The organism is Thalassovita mangrovi, from assembly GCF_009857745.1.
In the GTDB taxonomy this organism is placed as follows: Bacteria; Pseudomonadota; Alphaproteobacteria; order Rhodobacterales; family Rhodobacteraceae; genus Thalassobius; species Thalassobius mangrovi.
In genome coordinates this window covers 229,302-245,145 of record NZ_WWEN01000001.1, presented here as the reverse complement: position 1 = coordinate 245,145, position 15,844 = coordinate 229,302, and the positions used below count along the sequence as shown (strand labels likewise).

Sequence of the window (15,844 nt, the reverse complement as noted above, 5' to 3'; positions counted from 1 at the left end):
GAAAGCGATGCGATGCTCAACACCTACCTGATCCTGCTGGCGGCGGTGGCCGCCGAAACCATCGGAACCACCGCGATGCAGGCCAGCCAGCAATTCACCCGGCTTGGCCCGACCCTGCTGGTCATCGTCGCTTATGGTGTGAGCTTCTGGCTGTTGTCGCTGACGCTGAAGGTGATGCCGGTGGGCGTCGTCTATGCGCTGTGGTCGGGCCTGGGCATCCTGCTGATCGCGCTGATCGGCTTTGCCGTGTTCGGCCAGAAACTGGACCTTGCCGCGATCCTGGGCATGGGCCTGATCCTGGCCGGGATCGTGGTCATCAACCTGTTTTCGAACGCGGCGCATCACTGATGCGCCGCGCCTATTGGATTACGACAGCGCGCGCAGCCGCTTGATCAGGCTCGAGGTATCCCAGCGGCCGCCGCCCAATGCCTGAACGTCCTTGTAGAACTGGTCGATCAGCGCGGTGACCGGCAAAGTCGCGCCGATCTCATCGCCGGTGGACAGGCAGATATTGAGGTCCTTGCGCATCCAGTCGACCGCGAACCCGTGTTCGAACTTGTCGTCGATCATGGTTTCGTAGCGGTTCACCATCTGCCAGCTGCCCGCAGCGCCGCCGCCGATCACCTCGATCACCGCGCGACCGTCGAGCCCCGCTTTTTCGGCGAAGTTCAGCCCCTCGGACAGGGCCTGCACGAGGCCCGCGATACAGATCTGGTTGACCATCTTGCACATTTGCCCGGCGCAGCTGTCGCCCAGACGCCGGCAGACCTTGGAAAAGGCGCCGATTACCGGTTCGGCCTTGGCGTAGGCGTCTTCGTCGCCGCCGCACATCACCACCAGCTGGCCGTTTTCCGCGCCCGCCTGGCCGCCCGATACCGGCGCGTCGACGAAGCTGACGCCGATTTCCTTGGCTGCCGCGTAAAGTTCCGCCGTCACCTTGGCCGACACGGTGGTGTGATCGACGAAGATCGCGCCCTCGGACATGCCCGCGAATGCGCCGTCGTCGCCCAGGCAGACCGCGCGCAGGTCGTCATCGTTGCCGACGCAGGACATCACGAAATCGCATCCCTCGGCCGCTTCGCGCGGCGTCGCGCCCATCGACCCGCCATATTCGGCCACCCATTTATCCGCCTTGGCGGCGGTGCGGTTGTACACCGTCACCTCGTGACCTGCCTTTTGCAAGTGCCCCGCCATCGGATAGCCCATGACACCGAGCCCAAGAAACGCAACTTTAGCCATTACAGCCTCCCAATCATTTGTCTTTCGCCAAGTTTGTGGCTAGCTATCGGGCCAAAGGCAAGGGCGAACGGGAATTGAGCATGGCAATCGTCTTCAAATGGCTGCTGCGACTGACCGGCGGGATGATTTTGCTGGCGCTGCTGGCGCTGCTGTCGGTCTATTACCTCGCCTCGCGGTCGCTGCCCGATTACAGCAAGGACCTGAAGGTCGCCGGGATCAGCGCGCCGGTCGAAATCGTGCGCGACCACGCCAACGTGCCGCATATCTTCGGGCAGTCGGACGCAGACGTGTTTTTCGGCCTCGGCTATGCCCATGCGCAGGACCGGCTGTGGCAGATGGTGACGCAGCGCCGCACCGTGCAGGGTCGCCTGTCCGAAGTCTTCGGCCCGCGCACCGTCGCCAGCGACAAGATGATGCGGCGGCTCGACCTCTACCCGCTGGCGCAGAAATCGCTGGCGGTGCAGGACGCGCGCACCCGCGCGGCGCTGCAGGCCTATGCCGACGGGGTCAATGCGCGGCTGGACGAGATCAACCGCGATGCATTGGGGCGCGGCGCGCCGGAAATGTTCCTGTTCAACATGCCGGTGGCACCCTGGCAACCGGCGGATTCGATCGCTCTGGTCAAGCTGATGGCGCTGAAGATGACCGGCCAGATCGACAACGAGGTGCTGCGCGCCCGCGCCTCGATCCTGCTGCCCGATCCCGAAAGGTTGTCCGATCTTCTGCCCGACGCGCCGGGTGCGGGCATCGCCGCGCTGCCCCGCTATGCCGATCTGTTCGACGCGCCGCTGCCTAAATTTGCCGCGACGAAACCGCTGCCCGATCACCCGCTGTCGCCGTTCCGGCACCGCGATTTCGCCGGCGCCTCCAACGCCTGGGCCGCCGCCGCCAGCCGGTCCGCCGCGGGTGGCACGCTGATCGCCAACGATCCGCATATGGATTTCACCGCACCAGGCACCTGGTATCTGGCCCGGTTGGACCTGGTCGAAGGCGGCGCCATCGGCGCGACGATCCCGGGCATCCCGGCGATCCTGTCGGGCCGGTCCGCCGAGCTGGGCTGGGGCATCACCGCCTCCTATCTCGACGATCAGGACGTGTTCATCGAGAAACTGAACCCCGACAACGCCGAGGAATACCTGACGCCCACCGGCTACAAACCCTTCGTCACGCGCAAGACCATCGTTGGCGTGGCGGATGACAAACCGTTGACCCTGACCCTGCGCTGGACCGAAAACGGCCCGGTCCTGCCCGGGTCAATGTTCGACCTGGCCGCGATCACGCCCAAGGATCACGTCACCAGCCTGTCCTGGACCGCGCTGAGCCCCGAGGACAGCTCGATCAGCGCGCTGATCGGGCTGATGTATGCCAAGACCGTGCAGCAGGCGATCGCCGAGGGCGAGAAGATGATCGCGCCGTCGCTGAACCTGACCGTGGCCGATGGCGAACAGATCGCGCTGAAGACGCTGGGCGCGATGCCGCGCCGCTCGGCCGATCACCAAAGCCAGGGCCGCCTGCCCTCGCCCGGCTGGATCGACGACAACCGCTGGCAGGGCCGGCTGTCCTATGCCGCCAATCCCGAATTCGTCAATCCGATCGGCGGCATCGTCGGCAACACCAATAACAAGATCGTCGACCGCCCCTTCCCGCTGCACCTGTCCTTCAACTGGGGCGACACGCAGCGCATCCAGCGCTGGCAGAAGCTGATGCAGTCGCGCCAGGTGCATACCCGCGACAGTTTCATCGAAACCCAGCTTGACACGGTCAGCCCCGCCGCGCGCACGCTGCTGCCGCTCATTGGCGCCGACCTGTGGTTCACCGGCGAAGCCGCGCCCGAGGGCACGCCGGAACGCCAGCGCCAGCGCGCCCTGTCGCTGCTGGCCAATTGGAACGGCGAAATGAACGAACACCTGCCCGAACCTTTGCTTTACGCGGCCTGGGTGCGGGCGCTGCAGGATCGCCTGATCCGCGACGACATCGGCCCGCTGGCCGACCAGTTCCTGCATGTCGAACCGCTGTTCATCGAACGGGTGTTCCGCGACGTGAACGGCGCCTCGGTCTGGTGCGACGTGATCCAGAGCGCGCCGACAGAGACCTGCACCGACATGGCGCGGCTGGCGCTGGACGACGCGCTGCTGTGGATCGACGAGGAATATGGCAAGCAGCTCGAAAGCCTGCGATGGGGCGACGCGCACCAGGCCACCCACGATCATCCGGTGTTGGGCGAGGTGCCGGTGCTGAAAAGCTTCGTCAATATCCGCCAATCGACCTCCGGCGGCGATCAGACCCTGATGCGCGGGCTGACTGGCGGCAGCGCCGAGGCGCCGTTCCGCAACGTGCATGGCGCGGGCTATCGCGGCGTTTACGATTTCGCCGATCCCGACAGTTCGGTCTTCATCACCGCCACCGGCCAATCGGGGCATTTCCTGTCGCGCCATTACGACGATCTGGGCGAATTGTGGCGGCGCGGCGAATACATCCCGATGTCGCTGGACGAAGACCTCGCCCGCGCGGCGGCCGAGGGGATCACCCGGCTCAATCCGCAATAGATTTCTCAATGTCGCTTGCAATCCGTTTCGCATGCGGCTAGGTCCCGTCGCGAATTTTTTGACGAGTCGCCTGCGCTACGGATCGTTTGACGCAGGCCAACCAATAAAACAAACTTAACAGGGCAACACGTATCCGACGTCGCTCCCCCACCGGGGGGCAGCGGCAATGTTTCTGTGTTCCCTGATTCCTGCCGTCTCGGCGCGTGGGAGAAAGATCGCGGTTAACGTTTTGAATAGACTGAACAGACTTGAATTCGGCCTTCGCCATCGACCGCTTGGTCCCGAAAATTTCGGGACCCGGTTGAAGGAGGATGCGTCGTGACATCTTCTGACAACCAGCACATTCTAGCATCGGTCAGATCGGCGCTGGAACATATCGAACAGGGTATTTCCGTGTTCGACGCGAATCTGAAGCTTGTTGCGCTGAATGCACGATTTCTGGAATTGCTCGGAATGCCCGCCGAATTGGGCGAACCGGGCACCGATTTCGCCGAATTGACCCGTTTCAACGCGATAAACGGCGAATATGGCGAGGGCGATATCGAGGAACTGGTGGCCGAACGGGTCGCGCAGGCGCGCAAGTTCGAAGCCCATTCCTTCGACCGGGTCCGCCCCGATGGCAGTATCCTTCATATCACCGGCACGCCGCTGCCCGAGGGCGGTTTCGTCACCGTCTACACCGATGTCACCAAGCCCCGCCAGCGCGAGGCGGAGCTCGAATACCGGGTGCAGGCCCGCACCGAGGAATTGCGCCGCAACCAGGCGCGGCTGACGCTGATCGCCAATGAGGTGCCGGCCGGGATCGCGCTGCTGGATAAACACCTGGTGTTCAAATACGCCAACCGGGGCTTCGCGATGGCCTATGGGCTGAACTCGGACCTGATCGTTGGCAAGAAGGCCGAAGATGTGTTGTCGCCCGCGACGCTGACAACCGCCCTGCCCTGGTTCAAACGGGCGCTGGCCGGTGAATCGATGGCCTTCGACCTCGAAGCGGACCTGCCCGATCACGGCGATATCTTCGTCCGCTGCTATGCCCGTCCCGAGATTTCGGATCAGGGCGAGGTGACCGGCTTTTACCTGCTGACCGTCAACATCACCCGGCAACGGGAATCCGACCTGGCGCTGATCCGGGCCCAGAAGATGGAAGCCCTGGGCACGCTGTCAGCGGGGATCGCGCATGATTTCAACAATCTGCTGACGATCATCCTGGGCAACCTGGTCCCTCTGGAAGACGCGATGGAGAACGAGGGGCTGAAGCAGGAATACCTGGTGCCGGCGATTGCCGCGGCCAGCCGGGGCAACGACCTGACCAACCGCCTGCTGAGCCTGACCAAGCAAAGCAAGGCCGTGGTGCGCCCGCTGCGTGCCTATGACGCGATCTCCAACACGCTCAAGATCCTGACCGCGTCGCTGCCTAGCGAAATTACCCTCGAAGGTCCCGAAGACCCCTGCGCGCCCTGGATACAGGTCGACCGCGGGCAGCTGGAAATGGCGCTGATCAACCTGGCTGTGAACGGCAGCGAAGCGATCACCGGCCCCGGGCGGATCAGATTTTCCTGCGACGAGACCGCGCTGGACCGGGCCGAGGCCAAGGCGCTGAAGCTGCATCCGGGCCGCTATTGCCGTATCCGCGTCGGCGATACCGGCCACGGGATGAGCGAAGAGGTGATGCAGCGGATTTTCGATCCGTTCTATTCGCGCAAGCCGGACAAGGGATCGGGGCTGGGGCTGGCGATGGTCTATGCCTTCGCCGACCTGTCGGGCGGCGCGATCGCGGTGTCCAGCGTCGAAAACGAAGGATCGGTCTTCACGCTCTACCTGCCCGCGATCGACCCGCAGGACGACGTGCACGACCAATGCGACGCCATCGAGGACGTCGCGGCGGACCTGTCCAGCGCACAGGTGCTTCTGGTCGAGGACAACCCGCTGGTGCGCGACGTGGTGCGGCGACAGGTACAGGCGTTTGGCGCGCAGGTCGGCGAAGCGGCCTCGGCCGAGGAAGCGATGCTGATGATCGAGGCCGAAACCCCCTTCGACCTGGTGCTGTCGGATATTTCGCTGACCGGCAGGATGACCGGGATCGACCTGCGCTGCGAACTTGGCAAGAAACGCCCCGAACTGCCGGTGATCCTGATGACGGCGCATGGCGCCGCCGACATCCTGGGCCCGGATGGCGGGCCGGGGCTGGTTCTGCAGAAACCGTTCCGCAAGAAACAGCTGGAAACGGCGCTGGCCCACGCGCTGCAGCGAACTCAGTGACCGCCTGAGCTTCGCGCCCGCGTGCTGAACGGAGACCTCTTGCATCCGCGCGAAAAGCCGACAATGGTTTTGATGTAAATTTCAAACCACCTTGGATTGTAATGAAAACCTTGTCGGGATTCCTGAGCGGACTTCTGTTCGTTCTTGTTCTGAGTATCGGCGCGAGCCTGTTTTCCGAACAAAGCGATAGCAGCGCTATCGTGGCCCTGCCCGTGCTGAAACCTCAGCCGGACGGCAATCCTCTGGGCAATTACGTCTATGTGCAGCGGCCCGGCCTAAGCGCCGAGCAACCCGACACATACGACTATGCGCCGTCTGAAGACATCCGGCGGGCGGCCGTAATGCACAACGCCTTCGGCAGGACCTGGTACAGTTTCGTGCCGCCCGGGCAAAGCCCCACCGCCGCCGTCCTGTTGTTCCACGGGACCGGACGCAGCGGGCTTTCCATGCTCGAAATGTGGCGTCCCGTCGCCGAGGAAAAGCAGATCGCCCTGATCGCGCTGGAGGCAAAGGAGCCGAACTGGCAGCCGGATGATCTCAGCCAAACCCTGCTTGACAGGATGCTGTCCGAGTCCAACAGCCAGCGACCGGTCGACCCGGACCGGATCTATCTGTTCGGCCATTCCGCCGGGGCCATTTACGCGTCGGTTCTGGTCAACCGGTTTCAGGGACCGTGGAAAGCCGCCGCGCTCCATGCCGGGTTTGCGCCGGCGGAAACATTCAAGCCGGTCGAAAACGCCAAGCCGCTTCGGATCTATCTTGGCGAACAGGAACACATCTTCACGCCCGACAAGGCGTTGGACACGGCAAAGTCGCTTGCCGCGGCCGGCCATAACGTTACGCTTCAGATGATCCCGGGCCATACCCACTGGTTCTACGAAATCGGCCCCAGCATCGCGCGCGACAGCTGGGCCTGGTTCGCCTCTCTCGAGAAATAGCCGCGCGGGCTGTGCCCTACAGGTCGCGGAAGCGCTTTTCCTGCCGCGCGGTCCAGCGCACCGTCAGGTCGAACCCGGTTTCGGTCTGGGTTTCCGCCTCGACCAGGTCCTGTTCGAACAGCCAGGCCCGCTTGCGCCCTTCGGCGAAGGTCAGCGTCACCTGGCTTTCATGGGTTTCCGAGGCCAGTTTGCTGGCCACTTCCTGCATCAGGTCGGGGATGCCTTCGCCGGTCACCGCGGAGATGGCGAAGATGTTTTCATCCCGCGCCGCGCGCTGCTGCAGGGCGCTGCGGTCTTCCTCGGGCAGCAGGTCGATCTTGTTCCAGACCTCCAGCACCGGGGTGTCCCGGTTCACCCCGAGAGAGTCCATGATCTCCAGCACGTTGGCGCATTGGCCTTCGGTTTCGGGATGGGAAATGTCGCGCACATGCAGGATCAGGTTGGCGCTCAGTACCTCTTCAAGCGTGGCGCGGAAGGACGCGACCAGCTCGGTCGGCAGATCGCTGATGAACCCCACCGTGTCGGACAGGATCACCTCGCCGCCGCCCTCGGGCAGTTCGACCCGCCGCATGGTCGGGTCCAGCGTGGCGAACAGCATGTCCTTGGCCATCACCTCGGCCCCGGTCAGCCGGTTGAACAGGGTCGATTTGCCCGCGTTGGTATAGCCCACCAGCGCGACCACCGGGAACGGCACCTTGGCGCGGGCGGCGCGGTGCAATTCGCGGGTCCTGACCACCTTGTCCAATTGCCGGCGCAGCCGCACCAGCTGTTCGTCGATGGCGCGGCGGTCGGCCTCGATCTGGGTTTCGCCGGGGCCGCCGACGAAGCCAAGCCCGCCACGCTGGCGTTCCAGGTGGGTCCAGGCCCGGACCAGCCGGGTGCGCTGATATTTCAGCGCCGCCATTTCGACCTGCAGCACGCCTTCGCGGGTGCGCGCGCGGTCGGAGAAGATTTCAAGGATCAGACCGGTTCGGTCCAGCAGCTTGACGTCCCATTCCTTTTCCAGGTTGCGCTGCTGCACCGGCGTGACGGGGCCGTCGATCAGAACCAGATCGACCTCGGCCTCCTGAATGCGCTGTTTCAGCTCGGCGATCTTGCCGGTGCCGAACAGAAGCCCCGGATGCGGCCGTTGCAGGCGCACGGATTCGGCCCCGACCACTTCGAGATCGGGCAAGGCCGCCGCCAGCGCCACCGCCTCTTCCAGGGCGTAATCGGCCATGCGGCGGTGTTGATCGGATTTCAGGTCGGGATGCAGGACCCAAGCGCGGGTCGGTTCCCTTTCATGTATTTCCAAGCTTAGCTTTCTTCGCCATCGTAAAGGTTGATGGGTTGCGCCGGCATGATGGTCGAAATCGCGTGCTTATAGACCAACTGCGATTGACCGTCGCGGCGCAGCAGGACGCAGAAATTGTCAAACCAGGTGATGACGCCCTGAAGTTTAACACCGTTAATCAAAAAAATGGTCACCGGAATCTTCGTCTTCCGTGTGTGATTCAAAAACGCGTCTTGCAGGTTTTGCTTATCGGAAGCCATTCAATCTTACCTTTGTTCTTGTTCTCGTGCCGCGTCCGGAGCCGCGGCCGGTGTCCCTGTACAGCTATTGCCCCTACTATGTCTTGGCTATTGCGGAGTTTCCAGCCCAAAAATCAGCCTGTTAAAGCGGTTAGACGCAAGAAATTCTAACGCCGCCAGATGTCGCTGCTGAGAAGCGCAATGATGGCGAGCATTTCCAGCCGCCCCAGCACCATGCCGCCGCAGAACACCAGCTTGGCCGCCGGCGCCAGATCGGTCAGCACGATTTCGGTTTCCGGCGCCAGCGAAATCAGTGGCCCGGTGGTGGACAGAGCCGCGACGGAGATCACCAGCGCGTTCTCGAAACTCGACCCGAAGGCGGCGAAGACCAGCGAAAACGCGGTCAGCGACAGCGCGAACAGCATGAAGAAGATCCAGGCGATATAGGCGCCCTGCTTGCGCACGCGGCGCGAATTGCCGACCGAATGCCCGACCGAGGACGGGTGGACCAGCTTTTCCATTTCCCGCAAGCCGTTGAGGTAGAGCGCCCAGACCCGCAGCAGCTTGACCCCGCCCGCGGTGGTGGCGACGCCGCCACCCACCATCGCCAGCCCCAGGAAGATCAGCCCCGGCGTGTTCAGCCCCGACCAATCCCGCGCAGTGCCCCATTCGGCGCTTTCGAACCCGGTGGTGGTCAGGAAGGACAAGGTGGTGAACACCCCGCCCCACAGCGCCCGCAGCGCCAGCAACAGGTTCTGTTCCTCGTCCATGCTGTAGGATCCCAGCCAGTGGCGCAGGAACAGCAACAGCGGCACCCCGATCACCATCAGGATGCCCAGGCGGAATTCGGGATCGGTCGGAATGCCGCGTTGCTTGGAATTCAGCGTGTCGGTGGAAAAGGTCAGCCGCGACAGGGCGAACAGCATGAACATCGCCATCACCACCTCGCCGGTGATGGCCGATCCGTGTTCCTGCACGCCGCCGATCGGGGAAATGCCGCTGGTCGCCATCACCGACATCGCGTGGCACAGCGCCACCAGCGGCCGGTCGCCGCTGACCGCCAGCATGATCCACAGCGCCAGCGTCAGCCCGGCATAGATCGGGAACAGTTTCGCCGTCACCCGCAGGATGCGCCGTTGCGGATCGGCGCGTTCGAACCGGCCGTGCAGGATGTCGCTTTGCCCCGGTGCCGCGGTCGCCGTCACCTCGAAGCCGCCAAGGTTCAGCGGCGCCAGGATCGCCGCCGCCGCCACCCACATCAGCAGCCCGCCCAGCCAGCCGACCATCGCCCGCCACAGGTGCAGCGTCGGGCTCAGCCGTTCGGGTTCGAACAGCGTGGCGCCGGTGGTGCTGAGGCTGGAGACCATTTCGACATAAGCGTTGAGGTAACTGGTGGTGCGCAGCGCCTCGTAGAACGGCAGCGCCAGCAGCAGCGGCAGCAGGCTGAACCCGGCGAACAGCGCCAGCAGGTTGCCCATCTCGCCGCGCTTGCGCTGGCGCGACGACATCGCAAGCCCGACCATCACCACCACCAGAAAACCCAGCAGCCCGGCATAGAAGAACGACCGCGCCTCGTAATGGCTGCCCAGCAGCGTCGCATGTGCCGCGGGCACGAACATCGCCAGCGACCCGATGCCCATCAGCAGCAGGAACAGGGGTTGGTTGAGGATACGATCCGTCATCGCTCAGAAGAAATCGATCGACACCTGAAGCAGGCGTTCGACCTCGGGCACATCGTCGGCCATCGAGAACAGCGCGATCACGTCGCCCTCCTCGATCCGCGTATCGGCGCCGGGTTTGATCACCTTCTCGCCCTTCAGGATGCCGCCGACCAGCACGCCTTCGGGGAAGTCGATGTCGCGGACCTTCTGCCCCGCGATGGGCGAGGTCGACAGCACCTCGGCCTCGATCATCTCGGCCTCGGCATCGCCGATGGAATAGACTTCGCGCACCTTGCCGTGGCGGATATGGCGCAGGATCGAGCTGACCGTGGTGGCGCGCGGGTTGACGAAGGCGTCGATCCCCAGCGGCGCCATCATCGGCGCCAGCGTCGGGTCGTTGACCAGCGCGATCGCCATCGGGCAGCCTTCGGCCTTGGCACGAACCGCGGCCAGCATGTTGGTCTTGTCGTCGTCGGTGACGCAAAGAACCGCGTCGGCACGGTCGATATTGGCCTCGGCCAGCAAAGACGCGTCGAGCCCGTCACCATGCAGCACGATGGTCTTTTCCAGCGCATCGGCGGCCTTTTCGGCGATCTTGCGATTGCGTTCGATCACCTTGGCGCGAATGCGGCTGGTCTGTTCCTCCAGCGCGCGGGCGACCGACAGGCCGACATTGCCGCCGCCGATGATCACCACCCGTTCGCGTTTCTTCGACACCTTGCCGAAGATTTCCATCGTGCGCGGGATGTCTTCGTTGACGGTGAAGACATAGCATTCGTCGCCCGGGAAGATCTGATCGCTCGGTTCCGGCGCGAACAGCCTTCCATCGCGGCGGATGCCAACAACGATGGTGCGCAGGGTCGAAAACAGATCGGTCAGCTGGCGCAGCGGCGTGTTCACGATCGGGCAGCTGTCATTGATTGTGATGCCCAGAAGATGTGCCCGCCCGCCGAGGAATTTTTCGGTGTCGAAGGCCGCGGGCGAGGCGATCCGCTGCAGCGCGGCCTCGGCCACTTCGCGTTCGGGGCTGATCACCACGTCGATCGGCAGGTGATCGCGGCGATAGAGGTCGGAATAGATCGCGGTCAGATAGCTTTGCGAGCGCAGCCGCGCGATCTTGCGCGGGATCGAAAACACCGAATGCGCCACCTGGCAGGTCACCATGTTGACCTCGTCTGAATAGGTGGCGGCGATGATCATGTCGGCGTCGCGCGCACCCGCCTGTTCCAGCACGTCCGGGTAGCTGGCAAAGCCTGCGATCCCCTGCACATCCAGCGTATCGGTGGCACGGCGCACCAGTTCGGGATTGTTGTCGACCACGGTGACATCGTTCTTTTCGCCGGACAGATGCCGCGCGATTTGCCACCCGACCTGACCTGCGCCGCAGATGATGACTTTCATTGTCCCCGGTCCCCTGGTTTCAGAAGGCTTGGATCGCATGACCCCGCTAAATGGTCAATTGATTTGTCAGAAATCAAAGACGCGTTAACTCTGACCCGGAATACTGCCGGAAAAGGAGGCCACCATGCCACGATCAAAGCTGTTGTCGCTTGCCGCCCTCGCCTTGCTGTCGGGCTGTGGTCCGTTAGGGCTGTATTACCGCGAAGGGGTCGCCGTATCGCGGATGAACAGCGACCTGACCGATTGCGAGGTCAGCGCGCTGCAGAAAGTACCCGTCTCGCAACAGATCAGGTACACGCCGCTGCGGATGGTCCCGGTTCGCATCTGCGATTCACACGGGAAAAACTGCGTGGTCACCTATGAAATGGAAGGCGGCGATCCCTATACGGTCGACGTCAACAAATCGCTGCGCAAGAAGGTCGAGGCGCAATGCATGACCGCCAAGGGCTATGAATGGGTCGAACTGCCGCTCTGCCCCACCTCGGTCGCCGGGGCGGCGCCGAAGACGGTGACCACGGTTATGCCACCGCTGACGCCCAAATCCTGCGCGATCCAGCGCGGCGGCGGCCGCTGGCAGATCGTGACGCCGGGCTGATTACTCGGCGTCTTCCTCGACCTGTTCGACCCGCGCCACCCGGGCGCCGGATTTGCTGGTGGTCACCACGCCCAGCGATTTCAGCTTGCGGTGCAGCGCGCTGCGTTCCATGCCGACGAAATTGGCGGTGCGGCTGATATTGCCGCCGAAGCGGTTGATCTGGGTCAGCAGGTATTCGCGTTCGAACACCTCGCGCGCCTCGCGCAAAGGCAGGGTCGCCAGGGTGCCGCTCAGCACCGCGCCGTCGCTGTCTTCCGTGCCCTCTTCGCTGCTGGGCAGTTCCCTGGCCTCGATCGGCCCGTTGCCGTCGCCGAGGATCAGCACCCGTTCGATCAGGTTGCGCAGCTGGCGCACGTTGCCGGGCCACACCATGGTCTGCATCAGCGCGACGGCGTCCTCGCTCAGCTCGCGCAGCGGCAGGCCCTGGGTCTTGTTCAGCGTCTCGATGAAATGCGATGCCAGGACGGGAATGTCTTCGCGCCGCTCGGCCAGCGACGGCACCGCCACCGGCACCACGTTCAGCCGGTGATAGAGTTCCTGCCGGAACCGCCCGGCGGCGATTTCGGCGTCCAAGTCGCGGCTGGTCGATGAAATCACCCGCAAGTCGACCCGTACCTTGTCGGTGCCGCCGACGCGCTGGAATTGCTGATCGACCAGCACCCGCAGGATCTTGGATTGCGACCCGGGCGGCATGTCGGCCACCTCGTCGAAGAACACCACGCCGCCATGGGCCTGTTCCAGAAGACCCGGATCGATGCCCCGTTCGGGGGTTTCGCGGCCGAACAGCACCTCCTCCATCCGGTCGGGTTCGATGGTGGCGCAGCTGACCGTGACGAAGGGCCCCGAGGCGCGGTTCGATTGCGCGTGGATATAGCGTGCGGCGACTTCCTTGCCGACGCCCGAGGGCCCCGACAACATCACCCGCCCGTTCGATTTCGTCACCTTGTCGAGCTGACCAAGCATCGCCCGGAACGACGCCGAATTGCCGACCATTTCGGCGGTCTGCACGTCCTTGCGCCGCAGTTCCTGGTTTTCCCGCCGCAGCCGCGAGGTTTCCATCGCGCGCCGGATCACCACCAGCAGCTGGTCGATATTGAACGGCTTTTCGATGAAGTCGTAGGCGCCTTGCTTGATCGCGGCGACGGCGATTTCGATATTGCCGTGACCGGAAATGATCACCACCGGCACGTCGGGATTGTCGCGCTTGACGGTTTTCAGGATGTCGATCCCGTCCATCTTGCTGTCTTTCAGCCAGATATCGAGGATCAGAAGCGCCGGCGGTTCGTCGTTGATTTCGCTCATCGCCTCTTCGGAATTGCCGGCAAGGCGGGTGGTGTACCCTTCGTCCTCAAGGATATCCGAAATCAGTTCCCGGATGTCGCGTTCATCGTCGACGATCAAAATGTCACTCATGTCATCCTCAATCTTATCTTGCTATTCCGCGGCCTTGTCCCGGATCGCGGCGCTCAGCGTCAGCCGGATCACCGCCATCGCGCCCGCATGGGCGTCGGCGGCTTCGCTATCGAAGACCGGCGCATCCTCAAGACTGAGAGAGCCGCCATGTTCCTCGATGATCTTCTTGACGATCGGCAGGCCCAGTCCGGTGCCTTCCGAGCGTGTCGTCACATAGGGTTCGAACAGCCGGGTGCGATCCTCGGGCAGGCCGATCCCGTTATCGGCGATCCGCAGGATCGCGCTGCGGCCTTCCAGTTCGGTGCTGACGCGGATGATCCCCTTATACTCATCCAGCCCCTGCTTTTCCTTATAGGAAACAATCGCTTCGCCCGCGTTCTTCAGCAGGTTCGTCAGCGCCTGATTGATCATCGTCGCGTCGAGCTCCGCCAGCAGCGGGTCCTCGCTCAGATCGCTGACGATTTCCACATCGGGCTGGCCCGCCTGCTGCAGCAACACCGCGTCGCGCACCAGCTTGGTCAGGCTTTCGGGGCGGCGTTCGGGTTCCGGCATCCGGGCGAATTTGGAAAATTCGTCAACGATGCGGCGCAAGTCGTTGGTTTGACGGACAATAACCTCGGTCAGCTGTTCCAGGCTTTCGGCCTCATCCTCGCCCAGGTGGCGGGTGAACTTGCGCTTGATCCGTTCCGCCGACAGCTGGATCGGGGTCAGCGGGTTCTTGATCTCGTGCGCGATGCGGCGGGCCACGTCGCCCCAGGCCGCCATCCGCTGCGCCGCCACCAGGTCGCTGACATCGTCGAAGGCGACCACGTAGCCTTCCAACTCGCCGTCTTCGCTGAACCGCGGCGCCATCCGCACCAGCAGGTTTTCCAGCCGCCCGGCCCGCGTCACCTTGATTTCTTCCTGCACGGTCTGCAGCCCGTCGCCCTGCAGCCGGTCGAACAGCGCGCTGAATTCCGGCACCGCGACGGACAGCGCCAGCGATTGCTGATCCTCGCCCCAGTCCAGCAGACGCTCGGCGGAGCGGTTGACGAAGGTCACCCGCCCGTCGGGATCAAGCCCGACAACCCCCGAGGTGACCGAGCTGAGCACGGAATCGAACAACCGGCGGCGGCGTTCGATCTGATCGGTATTCTGCAACAGGGTCTGGCGCTGCGCCTTCAACTGCCGGGTCATCTGGTTGAAATAGCGGCCCAGCATGGCGATTTCGTCGTCGCCCTCGTCTTCCATCACCCGCACGTCCAGATCGCCCGACCCCACGCGCTGCGCCGCGCCGGTCAGCCGCCCGACCGGGCGCGACAGACGTTCGGCGAACCACAGGCCCAGCCAGATCGCCGCCAGGATCAGGATCACCGCGAAACCCAGATAGATCAGGCCGAATTCGAACAGCACCCTGCCCCGTTCGCTTTCCAGCTGCTGATAGAACTGCGCGGTTTCCTTGGTGTCGTCCAGCAGGCTCAGCAATTCGCCGTCCACCTCGCGGCTGACATAAAGGAACCGGTCGACGAAGGCATCCAGCCGCACCAGCGCGCGGAATTCGTTGTTGTCCCAGTCCTCGATGATCTGCACGCCCTCGGTGCCGGCCTTGTCCAGCTGCTCCGCCGTGGGGCGTTCAAAATCAAACAGATAGGACCGGTCGCCGCGGGCGCGGATTTCGCCGGTGCCGTCGATCACGTAAGCTTCGCGAAGCCCGCGCTGAATCTGCGTCTGCCCGGAGGTCAGCACCTGCCGGATATCGGCGTCGGTCATGAAAAACGTGGTCTTGCGCGTCTGGTTGATATGCGCGGCAAGGGCGGTGACGTCGACGGTCAGGTCGCGGCGGTGTTCGCCCTCATAGGCCTGAGCGGCCTCAAGCGACGATCCAACCACCTGGCGCACCCGGTCGGAAAACCAGCCCTCGAGCCCGATATTCACCGTCAGCGCGGCAAAGATCGCCACCGTGACGGTCGGGATCAGCGCGATGGTGGCAAAGGCCCCGGTCAGCCGCAGGTGCAGCCGCGATCCGGCGGATTTCGCCCGCCGCGCCGAAATCAGCGCCACGACCCGCTGCAGCACCAGCGCCGCCACCACCAGAACATAGACGAAATCGGCCAGCAGGATCATCCGCAGGCTGGTCGCCGCCGCGCCCTTGTCCAAAGGCCCGAGGATCAGGAAGGTCGCCATGGCCAGAACCGGCCCCAGAACCACCAGCCCCATTGTGGCGGTGGTCTGAACCCGGCGCAGCCGGCGCAATCGGCTGATTTTCGCCCAATTGCGCAATTTATGTGCCCGGGTTGCCAC

The 15,844-nt window shown here is 63.8% G+C and carries 12 protein-coding genes; 5 read left to right on the top strand and 7 right to left on the bottom strand.

What is annotated here, in order from left to right; translation table 11 throughout:
- Nucleotides 1-12: 12 nt before the first annotated feature.
- On the top strand, nucleotides 13-348 hold the full coding sequence (locus GR167_RS01185) for an SMR family transporter (protein ID WP_160971609.1): 336 nt from the start codon (nucleotides 13-15) through the stop codon (nucleotides 346-348).
- 18 nt (nucleotides 349-366) lie between these two features.
- Here GR167_RS01185 and GR167_RS01180 read toward each other — a convergent pair whose 3' ends face one another.
- On the bottom strand, nucleotides 367-1,239 hold the full coding sequence (locus tag GR167_RS01180) for an NAD(P)-dependent oxidoreductase (RefSeq protein WP_160971608.1): 873 nt from the start codon (nucleotides 1,237-1,239) through the stop codon (nucleotides 367-369).
- Between the two features lie 80 nt (nucleotides 1,240-1,319).
- On the opposite strand from GR167_RS01180, the gene GR167_RS01175 reads away from it, so the two are divergent.
- From GR167_RS01175 to GR167_RS01165, 3 genes are all read left to right on the top strand, one after another.
- Nucleotides 1,320-3,785, top strand: coding sequence for a penicillin acylase family protein (locus tag GR167_RS01175; protein ID WP_160971607.1), 2,466 nt, complete (start codon nucleotides 1,320-1,322; stop codon nucleotides 3,783-3,785).
- 318 nt (nucleotides 3,786-4,103) lie between these two features.
- Entirely contained in the window at nucleotides 4,104-6,044 is a 1,941-nt protein-coding gene (locus GR167_RS01170; protein ID WP_160971606.1) for a hybrid sensor histidine kinase/response regulator, read from the top strand.
- A gap of 101 nt (nucleotides 6,045-6,145) precedes the next feature.
- Nucleotides 6,146-6,982, top strand: a complete 837-nt coding sequence (locus tag GR167_RS01165) for an alpha/beta hydrolase (protein ID WP_160971605.1) — start codon at nucleotides 6,146-6,148, stop codon at nucleotides 6,980-6,982.
- Between the two features lie 16 nt (nucleotides 6,983-6,998).
- On the opposite strand, the gene hflX is transcribed toward GR167_RS01165, so the two are convergent.
- The 4 genes from hflX to trkA all read right to left on the bottom strand — a co-directional run bounded on the left by hflX (nucleotide 6,999) and on the right by trkA (nucleotide 11,556).
- The gene (hflX, locus tag GR167_RS01160) at nucleotides 6,999-8,276 is read right to left on the bottom strand and encodes a GTPase HflX (protein ID WP_160971604.1); all 1,278 of its coding nucleotides are present in this window, start codon (nucleotides 8,274-8,276) and stop codon (nucleotides 6,999-7,001) included.
- 2 nt (nucleotides 8,277-8,278) lie between these two features.
- Complete coding sequence (gene hfq / locus GR167_RS01155) at nucleotides 8,279-8,515, bottom strand: RNA chaperone Hfq (protein ID WP_058242056.1); 237 nt, start codon at nucleotides 8,513-8,515, stop codon at nucleotides 8,279-8,281.
- 146 nt (nucleotides 8,516-8,661) lie between these two features.
- Nucleotides 8,662-10,176 (bottom strand): TrkH family potassium uptake protein, encoded by a 1,515-nt coding sequence (locus GR167_RS01150; RefSeq protein ID WP_160971603.1) that lies wholly within the window; start codon nucleotides 10,174-10,176, stop codon nucleotides 8,662-8,664.
- A 3-nt stretch (nucleotides 10,177-10,179) separates the two neighbouring features.
- Complete coding sequence (gene trkA / locus GR167_RS01145) at nucleotides 10,180-11,556, bottom strand: Trk system potassium transporter TrkA (protein WP_160971602.1); 1,377 nt, start codon at nucleotides 11,554-11,556, stop codon at nucleotides 10,180-10,182.
- A gap of 124 nt (nucleotides 11,557-11,680) precedes the next feature.
- Here trkA and GR167_RS01140 point away from each other — a divergent pair, with 124 nt between their 5' ends.
- On the top strand, nucleotides 11,681-12,151 hold the full coding sequence (locus GR167_RS01140; protein WP_160971601.1) for a hypothetical protein: 471 nt from the start codon (nucleotides 11,681-11,683) through the stop codon (nucleotides 12,149-12,151).
- Here the strand turns inward: GR167_RS01140 and ntrX are convergent, their stop codons facing one another.
- Both ntrX and GR167_RS01130 read right to left on the bottom strand, forming a co-directional pair.
- The gene (ntrX, locus tag GR167_RS01135) at nucleotides 12,152-13,564 is read right to left on the bottom strand and encodes a nitrogen assimilation response regulator NtrX (protein WP_160971600.1); all 1,413 of its coding nucleotides are present in this window, start codon (nucleotides 13,562-13,564) and stop codon (nucleotides 12,152-12,154) included.
- 21 nt (nucleotides 13,565-13,585) lie between these two features.
- Nucleotides 13,586-15,844 carry a sensor histidine kinase NtrY-like gene (locus GR167_RS01130; protein WP_160971599.1) on the bottom strand — a complete coding sequence of 753 codons (2,259 nt, stop codon included), beginning with the start codon at nucleotides 15,842-15,844 and terminating at the stop codon, nucleotides 13,586-13,588.

Bases quoted from the DNA above. Each gene is read 5' to 3' on its own strand.
- GR167_RS01150 (WP_160971603.1), bottom strand. From the start codon at position 10,176: ATGACGGATCGTATCCTCAACCAACCCCTGTTCCTGCTGCTGATGGGC.
- trkA (WP_160971602.1), bottom strand. From the start codon at position 11,556: ATGAAAGTCATCATCTGCGGCGCAGGTCAGGTCGGGTGGCAAATCGCG.
- ntrX (WP_160971600.1), bottom strand. From the start codon at position 13,564: ATGAGTGACATTTTGATCGTCGACGATGAACGCGACATCCGGGAACTG.
- GR167_RS01175 (WP_160971607.1), top strand. From the start codon at position 1,320: ATGGCAATCGTCTTCAAATGGCTGCTGCGACTGACCGGCGGGATGATT.
- GR167_RS01165 (WP_160971605.1), top strand. From the start codon at position 6,146: ATGAAAACCTTGTCGGGATTCCTGAGCGGACTTCTGTTCGTTCTTGTT.
- GR167_RS01140 (WP_160971601.1), top strand. From the start codon at position 11,681: ATGCCACGATCAAAGCTGTTGTCGCTTGCCGCCCTCGCCTTGCTGTCG.
- hfq (WP_058242056.1), bottom strand. From the start codon at position 8,515: ATGGCTTCCGATAAGCAAAACCTGCAAGACGCGTTTTTGAATCACACA.
- GR167_RS01185 (WP_160971609.1), top strand. From the start codon at position 13: ATGCTCAACACCTACCTGATCCTGCTGGCGGCGGTGGCCGCCGAAACC.
- GR167_RS01180 (WP_160971608.1), bottom strand. From the start codon at position 1,239: ATGGCTAAAGTTGCGTTTCTTGGGCTCGGTGTCATGGGCTATCCGATG.